The 17,359-nt window shown below is 71.2% G+C and carries 12 protein-coding genes and 4 pseudogenes; 10 read left to right on the top strand and 6 right to left on the bottom strand.

The annotated features are described in order from the left end of the window. Positions 1-31: 31 nt before the first annotated feature. Together ABFB10_RS16140 and ABFB10_RS16135 are read right to left on the bottom strand one after the other, a co-directional pair. On the bottom strand, positions 32-589 hold the full coding sequence (locus ABFB10_RS16140) for a fasciclin domain-containing protein (RefSeq protein WP_347167283.1): 558 nt from the start codon (positions 587-589) through the stop codon (positions 32-34). Positions 590-743: 154 nt separating this feature from the next. Further along, positions 744-1,304 (bottom strand): helix-turn-helix domain-containing protein, encoded by a 561-nt coding sequence (locus tag ABFB10_RS16135; RefSeq protein ID WP_347167282.1) that lies wholly within the window; start codon positions 1,302-1,304, stop codon positions 744-746. Positions 1,305-1,689: 385 nt separating this feature from the next. On the opposite strand from ABFB10_RS16135, the gene ABFB10_RS16130 reads away from it, so the two are divergent. The 10 genes and pseudogenes from ABFB10_RS16130 (at position 1,690) to ABFB10_RS16085 (ending at position 9,128) form a co-directional block, all read left to right on the top strand. Then, positions 1,690-2,733 (top strand): hemin-degrading factor, encoded by a 1,044-nt coding sequence (locus ABFB10_RS16130; protein WP_347168040.1) that lies wholly within the window; start codon positions 1,690-1,692, stop codon positions 2,731-2,733. Continuing rightward, positions 2,730-3,614: a heme/hemin ABC transporter substrate-binding protein gene (locus ABFB10_RS16125; RefSeq protein WP_347167281.1), complete on the top strand. Its 885-nt coding sequence runs from the start codon at positions 2,730-2,732 to the stop codon at positions 3,612-3,614. Before ABFB10_RS16130 ends, ABFB10_RS16125 begins: the two co-directional genes overlap by 4 nt. A 3-nt stretch (positions 3,615-3,617) precedes the next feature. Further along, positions 3,618-4,688 (top strand): FecCD family ABC transporter permease, encoded by a 1,071-nt coding sequence (locus tag ABFB10_RS16120; protein WP_347167280.1) that lies wholly within the window; start codon positions 3,618-3,620, stop codon positions 4,686-4,688. After that, positions 4,685-5,470: a heme ABC transporter ATP-binding protein gene (locus tag ABFB10_RS16115; protein ID WP_347167279.1), complete on the top strand. Its 786-nt coding sequence runs from the start codon at positions 4,685-4,687 to the stop codon at positions 5,468-5,470. The genes ABFB10_RS16120 and ABFB10_RS16115 overlap by 4 nt, the downstream gene beginning before the upstream one ends. 30 nt (positions 5,471-5,500) lie before the next feature. Next, positions 5,501-5,827 (top strand): heme-degrading protein HmuQ, encoded by a 327-nt coding sequence (gene hmuQ, locus ABFB10_RS16110; RefSeq protein ID WP_347167278.1) that lies wholly within the window; start codon positions 5,501-5,503, stop codon positions 5,825-5,827. A 150-nt stretch (positions 5,828-5,977) separates the two neighbouring features. Beyond that, positions 5,978-6,421 carry a hypothetical protein gene (locus ABFB10_RS16105; protein ID WP_347167277.1) on the top strand — a complete coding sequence of 148 codons (444 nt, stop codon included), beginning with the start codon at positions 5,978-5,980 and terminating at the stop codon, positions 6,419-6,421. Further along, a pseudogene (locus tag ABFB10_RS16100) lies at positions 6,418-7,066 on the top strand (MotA/TolQ/ExbB proton channel family protein). Before ABFB10_RS16105 ends, ABFB10_RS16100 begins: the two are co-directional and overlap by 4 nt. Next, positions 7,059-7,346: pseudogene (locus tag ABFB10_RS16095) on the top strand (biopolymer transporter ExbD); the annotation flags it as partial. The pseudogenes ABFB10_RS16100 and ABFB10_RS16095, both read left to right, overlap by 8 nt. Positions 7,347-7,440: 94 nt before the next feature. Then, positions 7,441-7,824, top strand: coding sequence for a biopolymer transporter ExbD (locus ABFB10_RS16090; protein WP_206563348.1), 384 nt, complete (start codon positions 7,441-7,443; stop codon positions 7,822-7,824). Next, positions 7,824-9,128, top strand: a complete 1,305-nt coding sequence (locus tag ABFB10_RS16085) for a TonB family protein (RefSeq protein WP_347168039.1) — start codon at positions 7,824-7,826, stop codon at positions 9,126-9,128. The genes ABFB10_RS16090 and ABFB10_RS16085 overlap by 1 nt, the downstream gene beginning before the upstream one ends. Positions 9,129-9,281: 153 nt before the next feature. Here the strand turns inward: ABFB10_RS16085 and ABFB10_RS16080 are convergent. From ABFB10_RS16080 to murD, 4 genes and pseudogenes are all read right to left on the bottom strand, one after another. Next, positions 9,282-11,577: pseudogene (locus ABFB10_RS16080) on the bottom strand (Orn/Lys/Arg family decarboxylase). 60 nt (positions 11,578-11,637) lie between these two features. Next, on the bottom strand, positions 11,638-13,755 hold the full coding sequence (locus ABFB10_RS16075) for an amino acid ABC transporter ATP-binding/permease protein (protein ID WP_347167276.1): 2,118 nt from the start codon (positions 13,753-13,755) through the stop codon (positions 11,638-11,640). Between the two features lie 85 nt (positions 13,756-13,840). Then, positions 13,841-15,523, bottom strand: coding sequence for an ABC transporter ATP-binding protein/permease (locus ABFB10_RS16070; RefSeq protein ID WP_347167275.1), 1,683 nt, complete (start codon positions 15,521-15,523; stop codon positions 13,841-13,843). A gap of 355 nt (positions 15,524-15,878) precedes the next feature. After that, positions 15,879-17,280 (bottom strand): annotated as a pseudogene (gene murD, locus ABFB10_RS16065) (UDP-N-acetylmuramoyl-L-alanine--D-glutamate ligase). Positions 17,281-17,359 lie beyond the last annotated feature (79 nt).

Below are 17,359 nucleotides of genomic sequence, written 5' to 3'. Positions count from 1 at the left end.
ACAACCGGACCCCGCCCCGCATTGCCGGGCCTTACTGCTTCGGCAGCAGCACGCGGTCGATCACGTGGATCACCCCGTTCGACTGGCGCACGTCGGCGATGGTCACCGTCGCGTCGCGACCGTTCTCGTCCGTCAGCACGATCTTGTCGCCCATCATCTTGGCCTGAAGCGTGCAGCCGCCCACGGTGGGCACCGGGTGCATGCCGCCGTCATCGGCGATCATTCCGGCAATGGCGTCGGACATGGCATTGGCCGCGACGACGTGGCAGGTCAGGATCTTGGTCAGCTGGTCTTTCGCTTCCGGCGCCATCAGCGCCTGAAGGCTTTCGTCGGCGATCTTGTCGAAGGCCGCGTCGGTCGGGGCAAAGACGGTAAACGGCCCTTCGGAGTTCAGGGTATCCACGAGGTCGGCGGCCTGAACGGCAGCGACCAGCGTTTCGTGATCGGCCGAGTTCACCGCGTTCTCGACAATGGTCTTGTTGGCGAACATCGCGGCGCCGCCCACCATCGGGTTGTCCTGCGCCACGGCGGCCCCGGCAAGGGCGGTCATGGCAAAGGCGGCGGCGCTCAGGGTCATCGTCTTGGTCATTGTCTGGTCTCCCATGTGTCTGTTGTTGCCCCGTCCCTCGGGATCGGATGCAGGTACACACGGCAGCCGGACGGCCCCTGTTTCAGCATTTCGGTAACGAGATCGTGAGCGGGGTGTTACCTTTGGTCAACCACCCTGCGGTCGAGACCGGCGCTCAGGCGGTCACCGAGCACAGGTAGAACTTGGCGCCCTGCCCCTTGGCGGTCAGGAACTTCACTTCGCCATGCTCGCGGTAGCGCAGGGCATCCCCCGGCCCCAGCTGGTAGGCCTCGCCTTCCAGTTCCACCCGCATGTAGCCGGTCACCATGATCAGGTGATGCTCTTGCCCGATCACGTCGGGCGCATCCTGGATCATTTCCGTGTTCGGGGTCATCCGGCATTCCAGAACCTCGCCCGCCAGCGCCGCCGTCGCCGGAGAGACGATGCGCTTGGCCAGCCCGGTTTCCCCGTCGCGCCAGACCGCCTGATCGTCGCGGCGGATATGGGCGGCATAGCCGTCCTCGATCAGCGAAAAGAGCCGCGACAGGGTCATGTCATGGGCCGCCGCCAGCCGGGACAGCACATCGGCGGAGGGGCTGACCTCGGCGTTTTCCAGCCGCGACAGGGCCGCACGGCTCACGCCGCTTGCGTTCGAAAGTTGGTCCAGCGTCCAGCCACGGGCAGCGCGCAGCTCCGACAGACGCCCGGCCAGGCGGACCGTCAGGTCGCTCTTCATGTCTTTCCCCCAGGGATCATTTCCCGATCCCGAGAGTAGACCGGGATTTCCGTTCAAAGCAACAAAGACGCGCTTTCACCGCCGCCTTGCCCCATATTTCACTGTGGAAAAACGAAGGGGGCCACCGTTCCGCGCTGGCCCGGATCCGTTTCGATCCCGAAACGCGGCACGTCGCGCGGCCCCGTTTCGACAGGGCCGCGCCACCCGCCCAAAGCCCGGCCCCGCCGCCTTCCTGCGGGCTGGCGTGCATCGAGCCCCTGCAATCGCTTGCGGTCCCGCCGCAATCCGATTAAATTGGTCGGATATAGTGACAAGCCAGACCCGGCTCGCCGTCGTGCGGGGGCAGCCATCACCTTCTGTCGCAAGGGCTCGTCATGACTACCGTATCCCCCTCTCTCCTTCTGCCATCCGCAAGGCGGAGGAAGACTCTCCCAAGCTGCGCGCCCGCGATCTGGCCGACCGGCTGGGCATATCGGAGGCGCAGCTGGTCGCCGCCCGCATCGGTCAGGGCGCCACCCGGATCGCCGCCCATCCCGACCGGCTGATGCCCGCCGCCGAGCTGCTGGGCGAGGTCATGGCCCTGACCCGCGTGGAGGGCTGCGTGCACGAAAAGGTCGGGCGCTATGCCAACTATCACCCCGGCCCGCACGCCGCGATGGTGCTGACCGAAGAGATCGACCTGCGGATCTTCCCCTCGCAGTGGGTGCACGCCTATGCGGTCGAAACCGCCGTGGAGGACGGGCCGCCGCGCCGGTCGCTTCAGGTTTTCGACGCCGCCGGCGATGCGGTCCACAAGATCCACATGCGCGCCACCTCTGCCCATGAGGCCTGGGAGGACGTGGTCGCCGCGCTGGCCCTTCCCGATCAGTCCGAGGGGCAGACGGTCGAGCCGCGCAAGCCCGTCGAGGCGGCCAGGACCAACCCGGACAAGCTGGATATCCTGCGCGCGGAATGGTCCCGCCTTACCGACACGCACCAGTTCCTGCGCCTGTGTTCCAAGCTGAAGATGAACCGGCTGGGCGCCTATCGCACCGCCGGAGACCCCTTCGCCCGCCCGCTGGCGCCCGAGGCGGTCAACACCATGCTGGAACAGATCCAGGCGCGCGGTGTCGAGGTTATGGTTTTCGTCGGCAACCGCGGCTGCATCCAGATCCACTCTGGCCCGATCCGCAGCCTGAAGCCCATGGGGCCGTGGCAGAACGTCATGGACCCGGGCTTCAACCTGCACCTGCGGCTGGACAAGGTGGCCGAGGTCTGGGTCGCCGACAAGCCGACACAGCGCGGCCCCGCCGTCTCTGTCGAGGCCTTCGACGCCGAGGGCGGGCTGATCTTCCAGATCTTCGGACGCCGGACAGAGGATCGCGACTGGCGCCCCGACTGGCAGGATCTGGTCGCCGGGCTGGAAAGCCTGCGGGAGCCCGCGGAATGACCCGGCCCTCTGCCGTTACGGGCTTTGCCGGGGTCATGACCGCCGCGCTTGGCGGCCTTGCCGCCTGGGCCGTGGCCGCGCAGGGCCTGCCCGGGGACGAGGCCGACGTGCTGTCGATCGGCGGCGCGGTCACGGAAGTCGTCGTGGCGCTGGATCAGGGCCACCGGCTGCGCGCCCGCGACAGCACCTCGACCTATCCGCCCGAGGTCACCGGCCTGCCGGACGTGGGCTACATGCGCGCCCTGTCCCCCGAGGGCGTGTTGTCGGTGGGCGCCTCGCTGATCCTTGCCGAAGAGGGCGCCGGCCCGGCCGAAACGCTGGAGGTGATCCGCGCCGCCGAGGTGGATCTTGTCGCGGTGCCCGAGGGGCTGACCCCCGAGGCGATCCTGCACAAGATCGAGGTGATCGGAACCGCGCTTGGCGTGCCCGACCGGGCCGAGGCGCTGGCGGCAGAGGTCGGCGCCGCGCTGGACGAGGCGATGCAGGACGCCGACCGCCCCGAGGCAGAGCGCAAGCGCGTGCTCTTCGTGCTGAGCACGCAGGGCGGCAAGATCAATGCCGCCGGTCAGGGCACCGGCGCCGATGCCATCATCCGCATGGCCGGGGGCATCAATGCGCTTCAGGGTGTCGAGGGCTACAAGCAGATCGGCGACGAGGCCGTGGGCCTTGCCGCGCCGGACGTGATCCTGATGATGCAGCGCGGCGGCACCCACGACATCACCGCCGAGGCGCTCTTTGCCATGCCCGCGATGCGCCTGACCCCGGCGGCAGAGGCAAGCGCGCTGGTCAAGATGGACGGCCTGCTGCTGCTGGGCTTCGGCCCGCGCACCGCCGAGGCGGTCACGGCGCTGAACCACGCGCTTTACGGGCAGGACGGCTAGGCCTTGGCGGTTCTCGACGACAGCTCTGCCGCGCTTGCCGGGGACCGGCTGCGCCGCGCCCGCCGCTTGCACGGGCCGCTGGCGCTTCTGCTGGTGGCCTCTGCGCTGCTCAGCCTTCAGGTCGGGGCGACCGACGTGACGGTGACGACACTGGCCGCCAAGCTGGCCGCTGGCGAACCGCTGACCCGGATCGAACGCGTCGTCTTCTTCGACATCCGCCTGCCGCGCCTTGCCATGGGCGCGCTGGTGGGCGCCGCGCTGGCGGTCTCGGGCGCGGTGATGCAGGGCCTCTTCCGCAACCCGCTGGCCGACCCCGGCATCGTCGGTGTCGGCGCGGGCGCGGGCCTTGGCGCGATCCTTGCCATCGTGCTGGGCGCGCTGCTGCCGCCCGCGCTTCTGGCGCTGACCGGCAATGCGCTGGTGCCGCTGGCCGCCTTCCTTGGCGGCTGGGCCACGACGCTGCTGCTGTACCGGGTCGCCACGCGCCACGGGCGGACCTCTGTCGCGACCATGCTGCTGGCGGGCATCGCGCTGGGGGCGCTGGCGGGCGCGCTCTCGGGCATCCTTGTCTACATGGCCGACGACCAGCAGCTGCGCGACCTGACCTTCTGGGGCCTCGGGTCGCTGGCGGGGGCCAGCTGGGCCAAGGCCCCGGCCGCCGCGCCGCTGATCCTGCTGTCGGGCATCGCCGCCATGGCGCTGGGGCGCGGGTTGAACGGACTGGCGATGGGAGAGGCCACCGCCGCCCATATCGGCATCGACGTGCAGCGCGTGAAAGCCGTGGCGATCCTGTCGGTCGCGGGCGCCACCGGCGCCGCCGTGGCGGTCTCGGGCGGGATCGGCTTTGTCGGGATCGTCGTGCCGCACCTGCTGCGGCTGGCCTCGGGGCCGGATCACCGCACGCTTCTGCCGAATGCCGCGCTGCTGGGGGCCAGCCTTCTGATCCTTGCCGATGTCATCGCCCGCGTGATCATCGCCCCGGCCGAGCTGCCCATCGGGATCGTAACCGCCGTGCTGGGCGCCCCGGTCTTCCTGTGGATCCTGCTGCGCCGCCGCGGGCTGGCCCTGTCATGACCACGCTGGAGGCCCGCGATATCTCTGTCCGCTACGGCGACATGCTGGCGCTGGACGCGGTCACGCTGACCGCCCGCGCGGGCGATGTGACCGCCATCGTCGGGCCCAACGGTTCCGGCAAGTCGACGCTTCTGGGCGCCATCACCGGCACCCTGCCCCATGACGGCACCGTCCACCTGAACGGCGCCGAGACCGCGACGCAGAAGCCCCGGCAGCTTGCGGCGCAGCGTGCCGTGATGCCGCAGGCGACCCGCCTCGCCTTCCCGTTCACCGCGCTCGAGGTCGTGCGCATGGGGCTGCAAGCGGGCACCTCGGGCGAGCGGTCAGAGGTGCCGATGCAGGCCCCGGCCCGCGTCGGCATGGCCCACCACGCCCACCGCGCCTATCAGGAGCTCTCGGGCGGCGAGGCGCAGCGCGTGACGCTGGCCCGCGTGCTGGCGCAGGTCTGGCGGCCCGTGGACCACGGCCAGCCGCGCTGGATGCTGCTGGACGAACCGGTTGCCAGCCTCGACATCGCGCACCAGTTGCAGGTGATGCAAATCGCCCGCGAATTCGCCCGCGCCGGGGGCGGCGTGCTGGCGGTCATGCACGATCTCAACCTGACCGCGCTTTACGCCGACCGCGTCGCGGTGCTGTCCGGGGGCCGGCTGCTGGCCACCGGCACGCCCGCCGAGGTGCTCACCGATACCACCCTGTCGCGGGCCTATGGCTGCGCGCTCCGGGTTTCCACCCTGCCCGCTCCGGGCGTACCCTTCATCCTGCCCCATGCCGCCTCGGCCTGAAAGCCCCGTGCCAACCAAAGGAAGACCCCCATGTACCTTGCCATGAACCGCTTCACCGTCCCGCTTGAAAACGCCGCCGAGTTCGAGGAGCTCTGGCTGTCGCGCGAAAGCCGCCTGCACGAGCTCGACGGCTTCGTCTCTTTCCACATGCTCAAGGGGCCCGAGGAAGAGGGCCGGATTCTCTATGCCTCGCACACCGTCTGGCAGACAGAAGAGCATTTTCGCGCATGGACCCGCAGCGACGCCTTCCGCGCCTCCCATGCCCGCGCCGGGCAAAACCGCAAGCTGCACGAAGGCACCCCGCGCTTCGAAGGCTTCCGCGCGATCCAGGAAATCGCGGCAACGCAGGACGCCTGACCGGCGCACGCCCCCCGGGCGCCATCTGGACATCGCCCGATAAGTTGATAAAACTTATCGGGTATCGACATACTCGTTCAGCCAAGGGTCCGACCGGACCCCAGCCAGACGCGCAACGCTTTGAAGATTGCACGACAAAAGGCTGGACCCATGATCATGCGACCCCCGGGCAAGAGCGCGCGCGCGCTGCTTGCCGCAACCCTTCTGGCCCCCGCCCTCGCCACGGCGCAGGACGCCCAGGGTCAGAACGTCACGCTCGAACTCAACGCCGTCGAGCAGGTGGACGAGGCCTGCCGCATCAGCTTCCTGATCCAGAACGGCCATGACACCGACATCGCGCAGGCGGTCTACGAGGCGGTGCTCTTCGACACCGAGGGCCGGGTCGACCGCATGACCCTGTTCGATTTCGGCGCCCTGCCCGCCGCCCGTCCCCGGGTGCGGCAGTTCGTGGTGCCCGGCATGGCCTGCACGGCGCTGGGGCGGCTGCTGATCAACGGCGCCGACACCTGCACGGGCGACGGCGTGGCCCCGGATGCCTGCGTCAGGGATCTGACCCTGCGCAGCCGCGCCGAAGGCGTCGAGGTGATGGGATGATCGAGACCCTGCGTGACGCGCTGCTGCGCCTTTACGATCTCGGCGGCCCCGTCGTCCTTCTGCTCTGCGGCCTTTCGGTCGTCGTGCTGACGGTGGTTCTCTACAAGCTCTGGCAGTTCTCGGCGGCGGGTGTCGGGCGCCACAAGGCCCTGCAAGAGGCGGTGGACCACTGGGATGCGGGCCAGCGCGCCGAGGCCCGCCAGGCGCTCGACCGCTCGCGCAGCTACCTGCGCCCGGTGCTGGCCATGGCGCTGGACGGCCGGGCCGATGCCGCGCGGCTGGACGCCGAGGCCGAGACCCGCTTCGCCAAGCTGGAACGTGGCTTTCGCGTGCTCGATTCCATCGCGCAGCTGGCGCCGCTTCTGGGCCTCTTCGGCACCGTGCTCGGCATGATCGCCGCCTTCCAGTGCCCTGCAAGAGGCCGGAAGCCGGGTCGATCCCTCGATCCTCGCGGGCGGCATCTGGGTGGCGCTGATGACCACCGCCGTGGGCCTTGCGGTCGCCATGCCGACCGCCGTCGTGCTGGCCTGGTTCGAGGCCCGGATGGACGCCGAGCGCGTGCTGGCGCAGCGCGCCCTGCATACCGTGCTGTCGCCCACCGGCCACACCGCCGAGGCGCCCCTGCCCGGGGCCGTCCATGCGTAAGCGGACCCGCCGCCGCAGGCTGTCGATGACGTCGCTGATCGACGTCATCTTCCTTCTGCTGCTGTTCTTCATGCTGTCCTCGACCTTCAGCAAATTCGCCGAGGTCGACCTTGCCGCCGCCGGGTCCGGGGTGACGCCCACCACCGACGCGCGGCCCATGTTCCTGTCGCTGGCCCCCGACAGCCTGCGCCTGAACGGCACGGACCACCCGCTCGAGACGCTGGCCGCGGTGCTGGCCGCCGAGAAGGGCGAGACCGATACGCCGCTGCCCATCATCGTGGCGCTCGGCGAGGGCGTGACGGCGCAGCGCCTGACCGATGTGCTTGCCATCCTGCGCGGCCAGCCCGGCCTCGCCGTCACAGTCCTGGGACGACATGAACCGCAAACCGCGCCGTGCCTCGGCAGAGAACACCATTCCGCTGATCAACATCGTCTTCCTGATGCTGATCTTCTTTCTTGTGGCCGGCACCCTCGCCGCGCCGCTGGACAAGGAGCTGACGCTGGTCTCGACCGCCGAGATCGAAACCACGGCCCCGGCGGATGCGCTGGTCGTGCATGCGGACGGGCGCCTGACATGGCGCGGCACCGCCGTCGCCTCGCCCGAGGCCTTCGTCGCCGAACAACCCGACGCGGCCCGCGCCCGGATGCGCATCATCCCCGACCGCGACCTGCCCGCCGAAACGCTGGTGGGGATCGGCCGCGCGATGCAGGCGGCGGGGGCCGAACGTGTCGTCATCGTGACCGAAAGGGGCCTGTGATGAAGCTGTCCTCCAGAACCGCGAAGGTGGCCGCTCTGGCCACCGCCCTCGCGGCGCATGGCGCGCTGGCGGTGGCCACCAACACCCCCGAAGAGACCCTGATGGAAGGCGCCGCCGGCGCCGGAGAGGTGCGGCTGGGCAATGCCTTCGCCGACATGGCCGCCGGAACGCTCAGCCCCGACACGACCAAGGCCGAGGTGACCCCCGCCGAAGCGGCAGAGCCCATCGACGAGGCAGACCCCGAGACCGCCGAGCAGAGCCGCCCCGAGACAACCGACCAGGCCCCGCCCGAGGTCACCGACCGGGCCGAGGCGGAACGCCCGGAACAGCCGCGGCCCAGGCCCGCCGAACCGGCCCCGCGCCCGCAAGAGACCCCGGCGGAAACCGCGGATCGCGCCACGCCGCCGCCGACAGAGACGGCGGAAACCGCGGATCCCGAAACGGCACAGCCCGCGCCCGCCCTCGCCCCCGCAAAGGTGATCGTCGCCACCCCGACAGAGCCGGTCCGGGCAGAGCGCCCCCCCGAAGCCCTCGGCGCCCGACCCGCCCCCGCGACAAAGCCCGAGCCGCTGACCGCCGAGCCCCTCCAACCGCTGCAGGCGGCCCGCCCCGTCGAGACCGCAGACCCCCCGGAGCCACGGACAGAGGCGCTGTCCGGCGCCGCCCCCGACAGCGCCGCCGTGACGCGCTCCCTGCGTCCGATCCGCCGCTCCGCCGACTTCGAGGAACAGCACAGGCCGAAGCCCGCCCCGAAGAAACCGGTCCGGCAGGCCGCGCCCGCGAAGAAGCCCGCCGGCAACGGCAACCAGAACGCCCGCGCCGGGGCCGCCACCGGCACCGAAAGCGCCACCGCCCGGCGCAGCGGCAGCGGCGGCACCAGCCGCGATGCCGGCAATGCGGCAGCCAGCAACTACCCGGGTCAGGTCATGGCCAAGCTGTCGCGCGCGGGCCGCCCCCGGGTCAATGCACGCGGCACGGCGGTGGTCTCCTTCACGGTCAGCAGCGGCGGCGGCATCGCCCGCGTCGGCCTCGCCCGCAGCTCCGGCTCGTCGGCGCTGGACCGCGCGGCGCTGCAGATCGTACGCCGGGCGGCACCCTTCCCCCGCCCGCCCGCCGGCGCGCAACGCAGCTTCTCGATCAATATCCAGTGGCCGCTAGCAGCGCCCCGGCCCAAAGGCGCGGGGCGCACCCTGCAGGTCATGTGCAACAAAACGGCGGCGCCCCCGGCCCCACAGGCCCGGGGGCGCCCCCGATCCAGCGCCGAAGCCCCTGCGCCAGGCACCGCGAACAGGCAGCCCGCGTGACCGGCCTCATCCCCGCTCCCCCACACCGGCCAGGCCGCGAACCCGCTATTGCCCGGGGCGGGCCCCCTCTTCTCTGGTCCTGCAAATACCTTGGGGGTCCGGGGGCAAAGCCCCGGCCGGTCGCCCGGGCAAGGCCCGGGCGAAACCCGCGCCCTATTCCGCCACGCAGTCCGCGAAATAGGCCTTTTCGCCACTCTCGCCCTCTTCGACCACCAGCCCGTGGATATCGGTCTCGAAGCCCGGGCATTCACGCGCGAAGGCCCGATTGAAACGCAGGTAGTCGACGATCTTCACGTTGAAGACCTCGCCCGGGATCAGCAGCGGGATGCCCGGCGGATAGGGCGTCACCAGCGAGGTCGTCACCCGCCCTTCCAGGTCGTCGATGGCCACCCGCTCGGTCCTGCGCCGGGCGATGCAGGAGAACGCCTCCGAAGGCGTCATCGCCGGGTGGTGGTCGCTGAGATAGATCTCGGTCGACAGCCGCGCCACGTCGTAATGCGCGTAAAGGCTGTGCACGTGCTGGCACAGGTCCTTCAGGCCCATCTTCTCGTAGCGGGGCTGCTGCGCGCTGAATTCGGGCATGACCCGCCACAGCGGCTGGTTGCGGTCGTAATCGTCCTTGAACTGCTGCAGCGCCGCCAGAAGCGTGTTCCAGCGGCCCTTGGTGATGCCGATGGTGAACATGATGAAGAAGGAATACAGCCCCGTCTTCTCGACCACCACACCGTGTTCGGACAGGTATTTCGACACGATCGAGGCCGGGATGCCGGTCTCGCCGAAGTTGCCCTCGATATCGAGGCCCGGCGTCACGATGGTCGCCTTGATCGGGTCCAGCATGTTGAAGCCCGGCGCCATGTCACCGAACCCGTGCCAGGCATCCTCGCCGGAACTCTGCACACCCTCGGCATCGGTCTTGCGCAGCACCCAGTCGCGGGTGCGGCCCATGCCGTCCCCGTCAGAGCGGAAATCGTCCGGCCCCCAGACCTTGAACCACCAGTCGTCCTCGCCGAACTCGGCATCGACCTTCAGCATGGCGCGGCGGAAATCCAGCGCCTCGACGACGCTTTCCTCGACCAGCGCGGTGCCGCCCGGCGGCTCCATCATCGCCGCCGCCACGTCGCACGACGCGATGATCGAATACTGCGGGCTGGTCGAGGTGTGCATCAGGTAGCTCTCGTTGAAGAGATGCCGGTCCAGCGCCACCTCCTCGCTGTCCTGCACCAGCACGTGGCTGGCCTGGCTGATGCCCGCCAGCAGCTTGTGCACCGACTGCGTGGCATAGGTCACCGATTTCTTCGTCCGGGCGCGCTTGCGGCCCATCGAGTGATACTGCCCGTAGAAAGAATGGAAAGCCGCATGCGGCAGCCAGTGCCTCGTCGAAATGCAGGTTCTCGACATAGCCGTCCAGCAGGCCCTTGATCTCTTCGGTGTTGTAGAGAACCCCGTCATAGGTCGATTGCGTCAGCGTCAGGATGCGCGGCTGCACCGCCTCGGGGTCATAGCCCTCCAGCAGCGGGTTGGCGGCGATCTTGGCCTTGATCGCCTCGGGCTCGAACTCGGATCGCGGGATCGGCCCGATGATGCCCCAGTGGTTGCGGGTGGGCCGCAGGAAGACCGGGATCGCGCCGCACATGATGATCGCATGCAGGATCGACTTGTGGCAGTTGCGGTCGACCACCACCACGTCGCCGGGCGCCACGGTGTGATGCCAGACCATCTTGTTCGAGGTCGAGGTGCCATTGGTCACGAAATAGCAATGGTCGGCGTTGAAGATCCGCGCGGCATTGCGTTCGCTGGCCCCGATGGCGCCATTGTGGTCCAGCAGCTGCCCCAGTTCCTCGACCGCGTTGCAGACATCGGCGCGCAGCATGTTCTCGCCGTAGAACTGGTGGTACATCTGGCCGATGGGGCTTTTCAGGAAGGCCACCCCGCCGGAATGACCCGGGCAGTGCCAGGAATAGGACCCGTCCTCGGCGTAATCCAGCAGCGCCTTGAAGAAGGGCGGCTGGATGCCCTCCAGATAGCCTTTCGCCTCGCGGATGATGTGGCGGGCGACGAATTCCGGCGTATCCTCGAACATGTGGATGAAGCCGTGCAGCTCGCGCAGGATGTCGTTGGGCAGGTGGCGGCTGGTCTTGGTCTCGCCGTAGACATAGATCGGCACGTCGGCGTTCTTCCAGCGCACCTCTTCGATGAAGGCGCGCAGCTTGATCACCGCCGGGTCGATATCCGGGCCGGGGCCGAACTCTTCGTCGTCGATGGACAGCACAAAGGCGCTGGCGCGGCTCTGCTGCTGGGCGAACTGGCTGAGATCGCCGTAAGAGGTCACGCCAAGGACCTCGAAGCCTTCTGTTTCAAGGGCCTGGGCGAGTGCGCGGATGCCCAGCCCAGAGGTGTTTTCGGAACGGAAATCCTCGTCGATGATGACGATGGGGAATCGGAACTTCATAAGCCTCTCCTCGGACGGGCACGGCAGTTTGCCCCGTTGTTTCGTCAGCGACGCACAAGGTCAAGGGCCGCCACGCGCCCCGGTGGCGGCCTGCCATCGCCCCCCGTCGCCCTGCCCCGGCGGCAAGGCCCGGCCCGGCCAGACCCGCACCGCAGCCCCGGCCCCCGCGCCGGTCGCGCAGGCGGGCTCTTCGCCCGTCGTCGGGGGGCGCGATCCCCCGGGACAGCGCCCGCCCGGGGCTCTGTATCCACCATGTCGAAGGTGCCCCGCGCAACCGTCCGGGCCGTGATCCCCGGCGCGCCTGCGGCTGTTCAGCCCGGCGCCCCCACCGCCTCGGACCGCGTCGAACATCGCGTGACCGCTGCCCCGGTGCATCACCACCAGAAGCGCGGCCTCGGGCAGGTGGCGGCGGACACCCCAGAGCACATGCGCGGCGGTCGCGTCGTCCAGCCCCTCTGTCGGCTCGTCCAGCAAGAGCAGCTCGGGCGCCTGCAACAGGCAGCGCGCCAGCGCCAGCCGCCGCGCCTGCCCGCCCGACAACCCGGCGCCGCGCTCGCCCAGCCGCATCTCCAGCCCGCCGCGCGCCGCGACAAGCTCGTCGAGGGCAACCGCCCGCAGCACCGCCCAGAGGGCCTCGTCGTCGAAGTCCGCCGCAAGGCACAGCGCCTCGCGCAGCGTGCCCGCCATCAGCGCCGAGCGCTGCGGCAGCATGGCCACCGTCCGGCGCAGCTCCGCCTCGTCGCGGTCACAGGGCGCGCGCCCCTTCAGCAGGATCCCTTCCAGCGGCAGCAGACCGGCGATGCCCAGCAGAAGCGTGCTCTTGCCGCGCCCCGAAGGCCCGGTCAGCGCCACCGCCTCTCCGGCCTGCACCGTGAGGGAAAGCTCCGCCCGATCAACCCGAAGCAGCGGCGCCTCGGTCAGGTTCATGTCCGGCGCGCCGATGCCGACCCGCGTCGGTCTGTCGTCGCTCTGGTCCCCGTCACCCGAGGCGGCGCCGCCGACCGACGACCCCGTCAGGCCCTTGCGGGCAGGCGCACCATGGCGGGCTCCCGGGTCGATGCCGCCCGGCGCTCCGGTGCTGGTGGCCGCGTCCGGGCTGCCGACCGCTGGCCCCGTCAGGCCCCTGCGGGCAGGCGCACCATGGCGGACGCCCGGGCCGATGGCATCCCCGGCGCCACCGCTGTCGGCGCCGTCCCCCCGATGCCCCCTCTGCCGGTCAGGAAGCCCCAGCCGCCGCGCCGCGCCCGCCATGCGCCCGATCTCTGCAAGGCCGCGGCGCAGGGGCAGCACCGTCTCTGCCGGGGCGAGGGCCACGAAAAGGCCGATCGCGGCGCGCGGCGCATCCACGGCCCCGCGCCCCAGCAGCAGCGCACCCGCGACCAGCGCCGCCGCCACCGTCCCCGCCGCGACGACCGACAAATGCGCCCCCGCCCGGCGCTCTGCCCGGTCCAGCGCCGCCGTCGCCGCGCGCGCCCGGGCGTCCCGATCCAGCAGCGCCGCATCACGCGCAGCCAGCTGCCCCGAGAGGATCAGCGCCTCGCGGTCGCGGATCGTATCGATCACCCCGCGCCGCAGCGCCTGAGACCCCGCCTCGGCCGCCTCGGAGGGGGCCAGCGTCGCCCGCGCCAGCAGCCAGAGCACCACAGCCGAGGCCGGCAGCAGCGCCGCAAGCACCGCAAGGGCCACCAGCGGGCCGACCAGCCACCAGAGCGCCGCAAAGACCAGTGCCTGCGTGACAATCCCCGCCGCCACCGGCAACACGACCCGCAGCAGCAACCCGTCCAGCGCGTCCACGTCCGACACCACCCGCGTCAGCACCGCCTCGCCGCGCAACCGCGCAAGGGCATGCCCGCCCAGTCTGCCCTGCTGACGCAACACCGTGACCCGCAGCGCCGCCAATGCCCGCAGTACCGCGTCATGGGTCAGAAGCCGTTCTCCGTAGCGGGCCGCCGTGCGCCCCAGCGCAAGGAAACGCACGCCCGCCGAGGGCCGGAAGACGTCGAAGGCAATGCCCAGCCCCGCCAGCCCGGCGATGCCGGTGGCGGTGATGAACCATCCCGAGAGGCCCAGCAGTGCCGCCCCCATGACCAGCACGACAACCGCCAGCGCGGCGCCGCGCGCCATGGCGCCGGGCGCCGCGCGCAACAGCAGCGGGATCATGCCCAGAAGCATCCTCATGACGCCCGTCCTGCCCGCAGAGGCCACAGCGGCGCGGGACCGGGGGCCGGGTGGCGGGCGGCACATGCCGGGAGAAGCGCGCGCCTCATGCCCCGGTCTCCCCGCCCAGCGTCACGCGGGTCTGCATCGCCACTGCCAGCGCCGGGTCATGCGTGGCGACGACGACGGCGCGGCCCCCGGCGCGCATGCGTTCCAGCGCCGCGATCACTCGGCGCGCGGTATCGGGATCCAGATCCGCCGTCGGCTCGTCCGCCAGCACCAGATCGCCCCCGGCCATGGCCGCGCGCGCCAGCATCAGGCGCCGCATTTCGCCCCCCGAGACGCCGCCGCCGCTTTCGCCCAGCCGGGTCGCAAGGCCCTCTGGCAGGCGCGCGACGATGGCCTCGGCCTCGGCCAGCCGCAGCGCCGCGCGCGGGTCGGCACCGGTGCCGCGAGGATCCAGCCACTCCGCCAGCGACATATCCGGCATATGCGGGCGCTGCGGCACCAGCGCCAGCCGCGCCCGCCAGCCATCCGCCGCACCGGCGTCCAGCCGCCTGCCGCAGACCGTCACCGCGCCCCCGGCCAGCGGCACCAGCCCCGCCAGCGCCGCCAGCGTCGTCGACTTGCCGCTGCCGCTTGGCCCGACCAGCGCAAGGCTCTGCCCGGCCTCGACCGCGAGGTCGGGCAGCGCCACGCGCCCCCCGCCAAGCGCCACCACCGCGCCCTCCGTGCGCAGCGACAGCGGGCCGGGCAAGGGCTCTGCCGCCTCGCCCCGCCCCAGCATCGCGGCGCGCGGCGCGGCGTCCAGCGCCTCCAGCTCCGCCACCACCGCCTGCCCCGCCGCGCGGTCGTGCCATGCCGTGGCGAGGTCCCGCAGCGGCTGGAAGAACTCCGGCGCGATCAGCAGCAGGAACAGCCCCTGTCCCACCGTCAGGGGGGCGCCCCATGTGCCGATGGTGATCTCGCCCAGCAGGGTGAAGCCCACGAAGACCGCCACCAGCGCCACCCCGAGCGCCGAGAAGAACTCGAGCACCGTGGAGGACAAGAAGGCGACCCGCAGCACCGCCATGGTGCGTTGCCTGAGCGACTCGGCCCGCGCCGCGAAATCCTGCGTGGCGCGCTCCGTGGCGCCCAGCAACCGGATATCGGTCAGCGCCGAAAGCCGTTCCATCAGCATGGTGTTCATGTCCCCGACCTCTGCCATCTGGCGGCGCGAGGCCTCTTCCGCCGCCATGCCGACCAGCGCCATGAAGACCGGGATCAGCGGCCCCGCCACCAGCAGCGTCAACCCGACGAGCCACGAGTGCCAGAAGGCCAGCGCCAGCAGCAGCGCCGGAAGGATCCGCGCCCGCAGCATCGCCACGTGGTAGCGCGTGATCCACGGTTGCAGCAGCGGCAGCTTCTGCACCGCCAGAGAGGCCGGGGCGGCGGAGCCGATGCCCGAGGGCTCGCGCGCCTCGCGCCGGATCAGCGCGGCGCGTTCGCGGGCCATGGTGCGGTCGGCGGCCTTGAACAGGAGCGCGCCGGAGCGGTGTTCGAGCCCGGCACGGATGACGGCCACGGCAAGGAAGACCGCCGCGGCGGGCAAGGCCCGTGAGAGCGGGTCCTGCCCCTCGACCCAGCCCGAAACCGCCCAGGCGAGGACCGCCGCCTGCACCGGCCAGAGCGCCCCGGCCAGCACCGACAGCCAGCCCGCGCCGCGCAGCATGCGCGCCACCGGGCGCAGGATCCGGTCAGCCATGCGGCGGCTGTCGGCAGGGGCGGTCTGAGGGCTGGGGTCTGCCATGATCCTCCGGCGGGTCTGCGGGGCGTCGACCGCCCGGACATCGCGGCGGGTGCAAGGCCGCGCCCGCCGGTCTGAACCTAGGCATCCGAGGCCACGGGGGCGAGCGCCCGGCCCGCGTGAAAAGCGCACAGGGGGGCACGAAGGCCGCGCGCGCGGCCTTTGCGGCGACCGGGGCGCGCGGGGCAGCGCAGGCGCGGTCCTTCCGCAGGGACAACGGCTGCCCGGACGGCTCGCGCCCCCGCTTGCGGCGCCTTGGGCGCCGCGCCGCGCTCTGGCGGTTCCGTAGCCTTCTCCGGCTGCGCAGGAGCCCCGCCACGCTCATCGCAGCCCGAGAGGCGCCCGCGGCGCAGCCGCATCACGCCGCGCCGGTCACCTTCGCCACCTGCGCGATGAAATCCTCGCCGCGTTTCTCGAAGTTGTCGTATTGGTCGAAACTGGCGGCGGCGGGCGCCAGCAGGACAACCTCGCCCGGCTGCGCCTCTGCCGCCGCGCGGGCGACGGCCACCTCCATGGTGCGGCAGACCTCGGCCTCGATCCCCGGCAGACCCAGCGCGAAGCCCTCGGCCTCGCGACCGATCACATAGGCCTTGGACACATGCGCCAGACCCGGGGCCAGCGCGTCCAGCCCGCCCTCCTTCATCAGCCCGCCGCAGACCCAGCGCACCTTCGGGAAGGCCAGCAGCGCCTTCAGCGCGGCGTCGACATTGGTGGCTTTCGAGTCGTTCACGTAGGACACCCCGCCCACCTCGGCGATGCGTTGGCTGCGGTGCGGCAGACCGGCGAAGCTGTGCAGCGCCGTCTCGATCTCGCGCGGCCCCAGCGCCAGAGCGCGGCAGGCGGCATAGGCGGCGCAGGCGTTCTGGTGGTTGTGCGTGCCCGGCAGGCCCGCGACCGCACGCAGGTCGATGCTGCCCACCTGCCGCCCCTTGCGCCATTCCGACAGGAACCCCTTGCGCGCAAAGACCATCCAGCCGGGGCCCGACAGCTTGGCGGTGGCCACCCGGATCACCCGGTCATCGGCCTGCCCCTCCGAGAGTTGCCCGGCCAGAAAGCGCCCCTCGACCTCGTCCACGCCGATCACCGCGCGGTCCGGCCCGCCCTCTGCAAAGAGCCGCCGCTTGGCGGCGAAGTAGCCCCCCGGCCCGCCGTGCCGGTCGAGGTGATCCGGCGAGAGGTTGGTGAAGACCGCCACGTCCGGCGTCAGGGCGCGGGCCAGTTCGGTCTGGTAGGAGGAGAGCTCCAGCACCACCACGCCACCGTCGCCCGGCGGATCGATGTCCAGCACGCCGCGCCCGATATTGCCCGCAAGCTGGCTCTCGCGGTCGGAGGCGGTCAGGATGTGGTGGATCAGCGCCGAGGTGGTGGACTTGCCGTTCGACCCGGTGATCGCGACGACGCGCGGCGGGCGGTCGAAGCCCTCCCAGCCCGCGCCCAGCGACCGGAAGAACAGGCCGATATCGTTGTCCACCGGCACCCCGGCCTCCAGCGCGGCGGCGATGACCGGATTCGGCGCCGGGTAGAGGTGCGGGATGCCCGGAGAGGTCACGAGGCAGGCTACCTCGTCGAAGGCGCCGGGGCGGGTCAGGTTGCGCGCCTCGAACCCCTCGGCCTCCGCCGCCTCGCGCGCGGCGGGATTGTCGTCCCACACAAGGACACTTGCGCCGCCGGCGCGCAATGCCCGCGCCGCCGACAGGCCGGACCGCCCCAGCCCCGAGGACCGCCACCACCGCGCCGTCGAACCCTCTGACCGGGATCATGCCATGCCTCCGCCTGTCTTTCGCGATCAGAGCTACCCCGGGACGGCGATGCTGAAAAGCCCCGGCGGACGGCGATGCC

It is taken from the genome of Ponticoccus litoralis (assembly GCF_039769985.1).
GTDB classification, from domain to species: Bacteria; Pseudomonadota; Alphaproteobacteria; order Rhodobacterales; family Rhodobacteraceae; genus Ponticoccus; species Ponticoccus litoralis.
This window is presented reverse-complemented; position numbering and strand designations above follow the sequence as displayed.

Excerpts from the sequence above, each read along its gene's own strand:
- ABFB10_RS16135 (WP_347167282.1), bottom strand. The coding sequence starts at position 1,304 with ATGAAGAGCGACCTGACGGTCCGCCTGGCCGGGCGTCTGTCGGAGCTG.
- ABFB10_RS16075 (WP_347167276.1), bottom strand. The coding sequence starts at position 13,755 with ATGAGGATGCTTCTGGGCATGATCCCGCTGCTGTTGCGCGCGGCGCCC.
- ABFB10_RS16140 (WP_347167283.1), bottom strand. The coding sequence starts at position 589 with ATGACCAAGACGATGACCCTGAGCGCCGCCGCCTTTGCCATGACCGCC.
- ABFB10_RS16070 (WP_347167275.1), bottom strand. The coding sequence starts at position 15,523 with ATGGCAGACCCCAGCCCTCAGACCGCCCCTGCCGACAGCCGCCGCATG.
- ABFB10_RS16125 (WP_347167281.1), top strand. The coding sequence starts at position 2,730 with ATGACCCGGCCCTCTGCCGTTACGGGCTTTGCCGGGGTCATGACCGCC.
- ABFB10_RS16085 (WP_347168039.1), top strand. The coding sequence starts at position 7,824 with ATGAAGCTGTCCTCCAGAACCGCGAAGGTGGCCGCTCTGGCCACCGCC.
- ABFB10_RS16115 (WP_347167279.1), top strand. The coding sequence starts at position 4,685 with ATGACCACGCTGGAGGCCCGCGATATCTCTGTCCGCTACGGCGACATG.
- hmuQ (WP_347167278.1), top strand. The coding sequence starts at position 5,501 with ATGTACCTTGCCATGAACCGCTTCACCGTCCCGCTTGAAAACGCCGCC.
- ABFB10_RS16090 (WP_206563348.1), top strand. The coding sequence starts at position 7,441 with ATGAACCGCAAACCGCGCCGTGCCTCGGCAGAGAACACCATTCCGCTG.
- ABFB10_RS16105 (WP_347167277.1), top strand. The coding sequence starts at position 5,978 with ATGATCATGCGACCCCCGGGCAAGAGCGCGCGCGCGCTGCTTGCCGCA.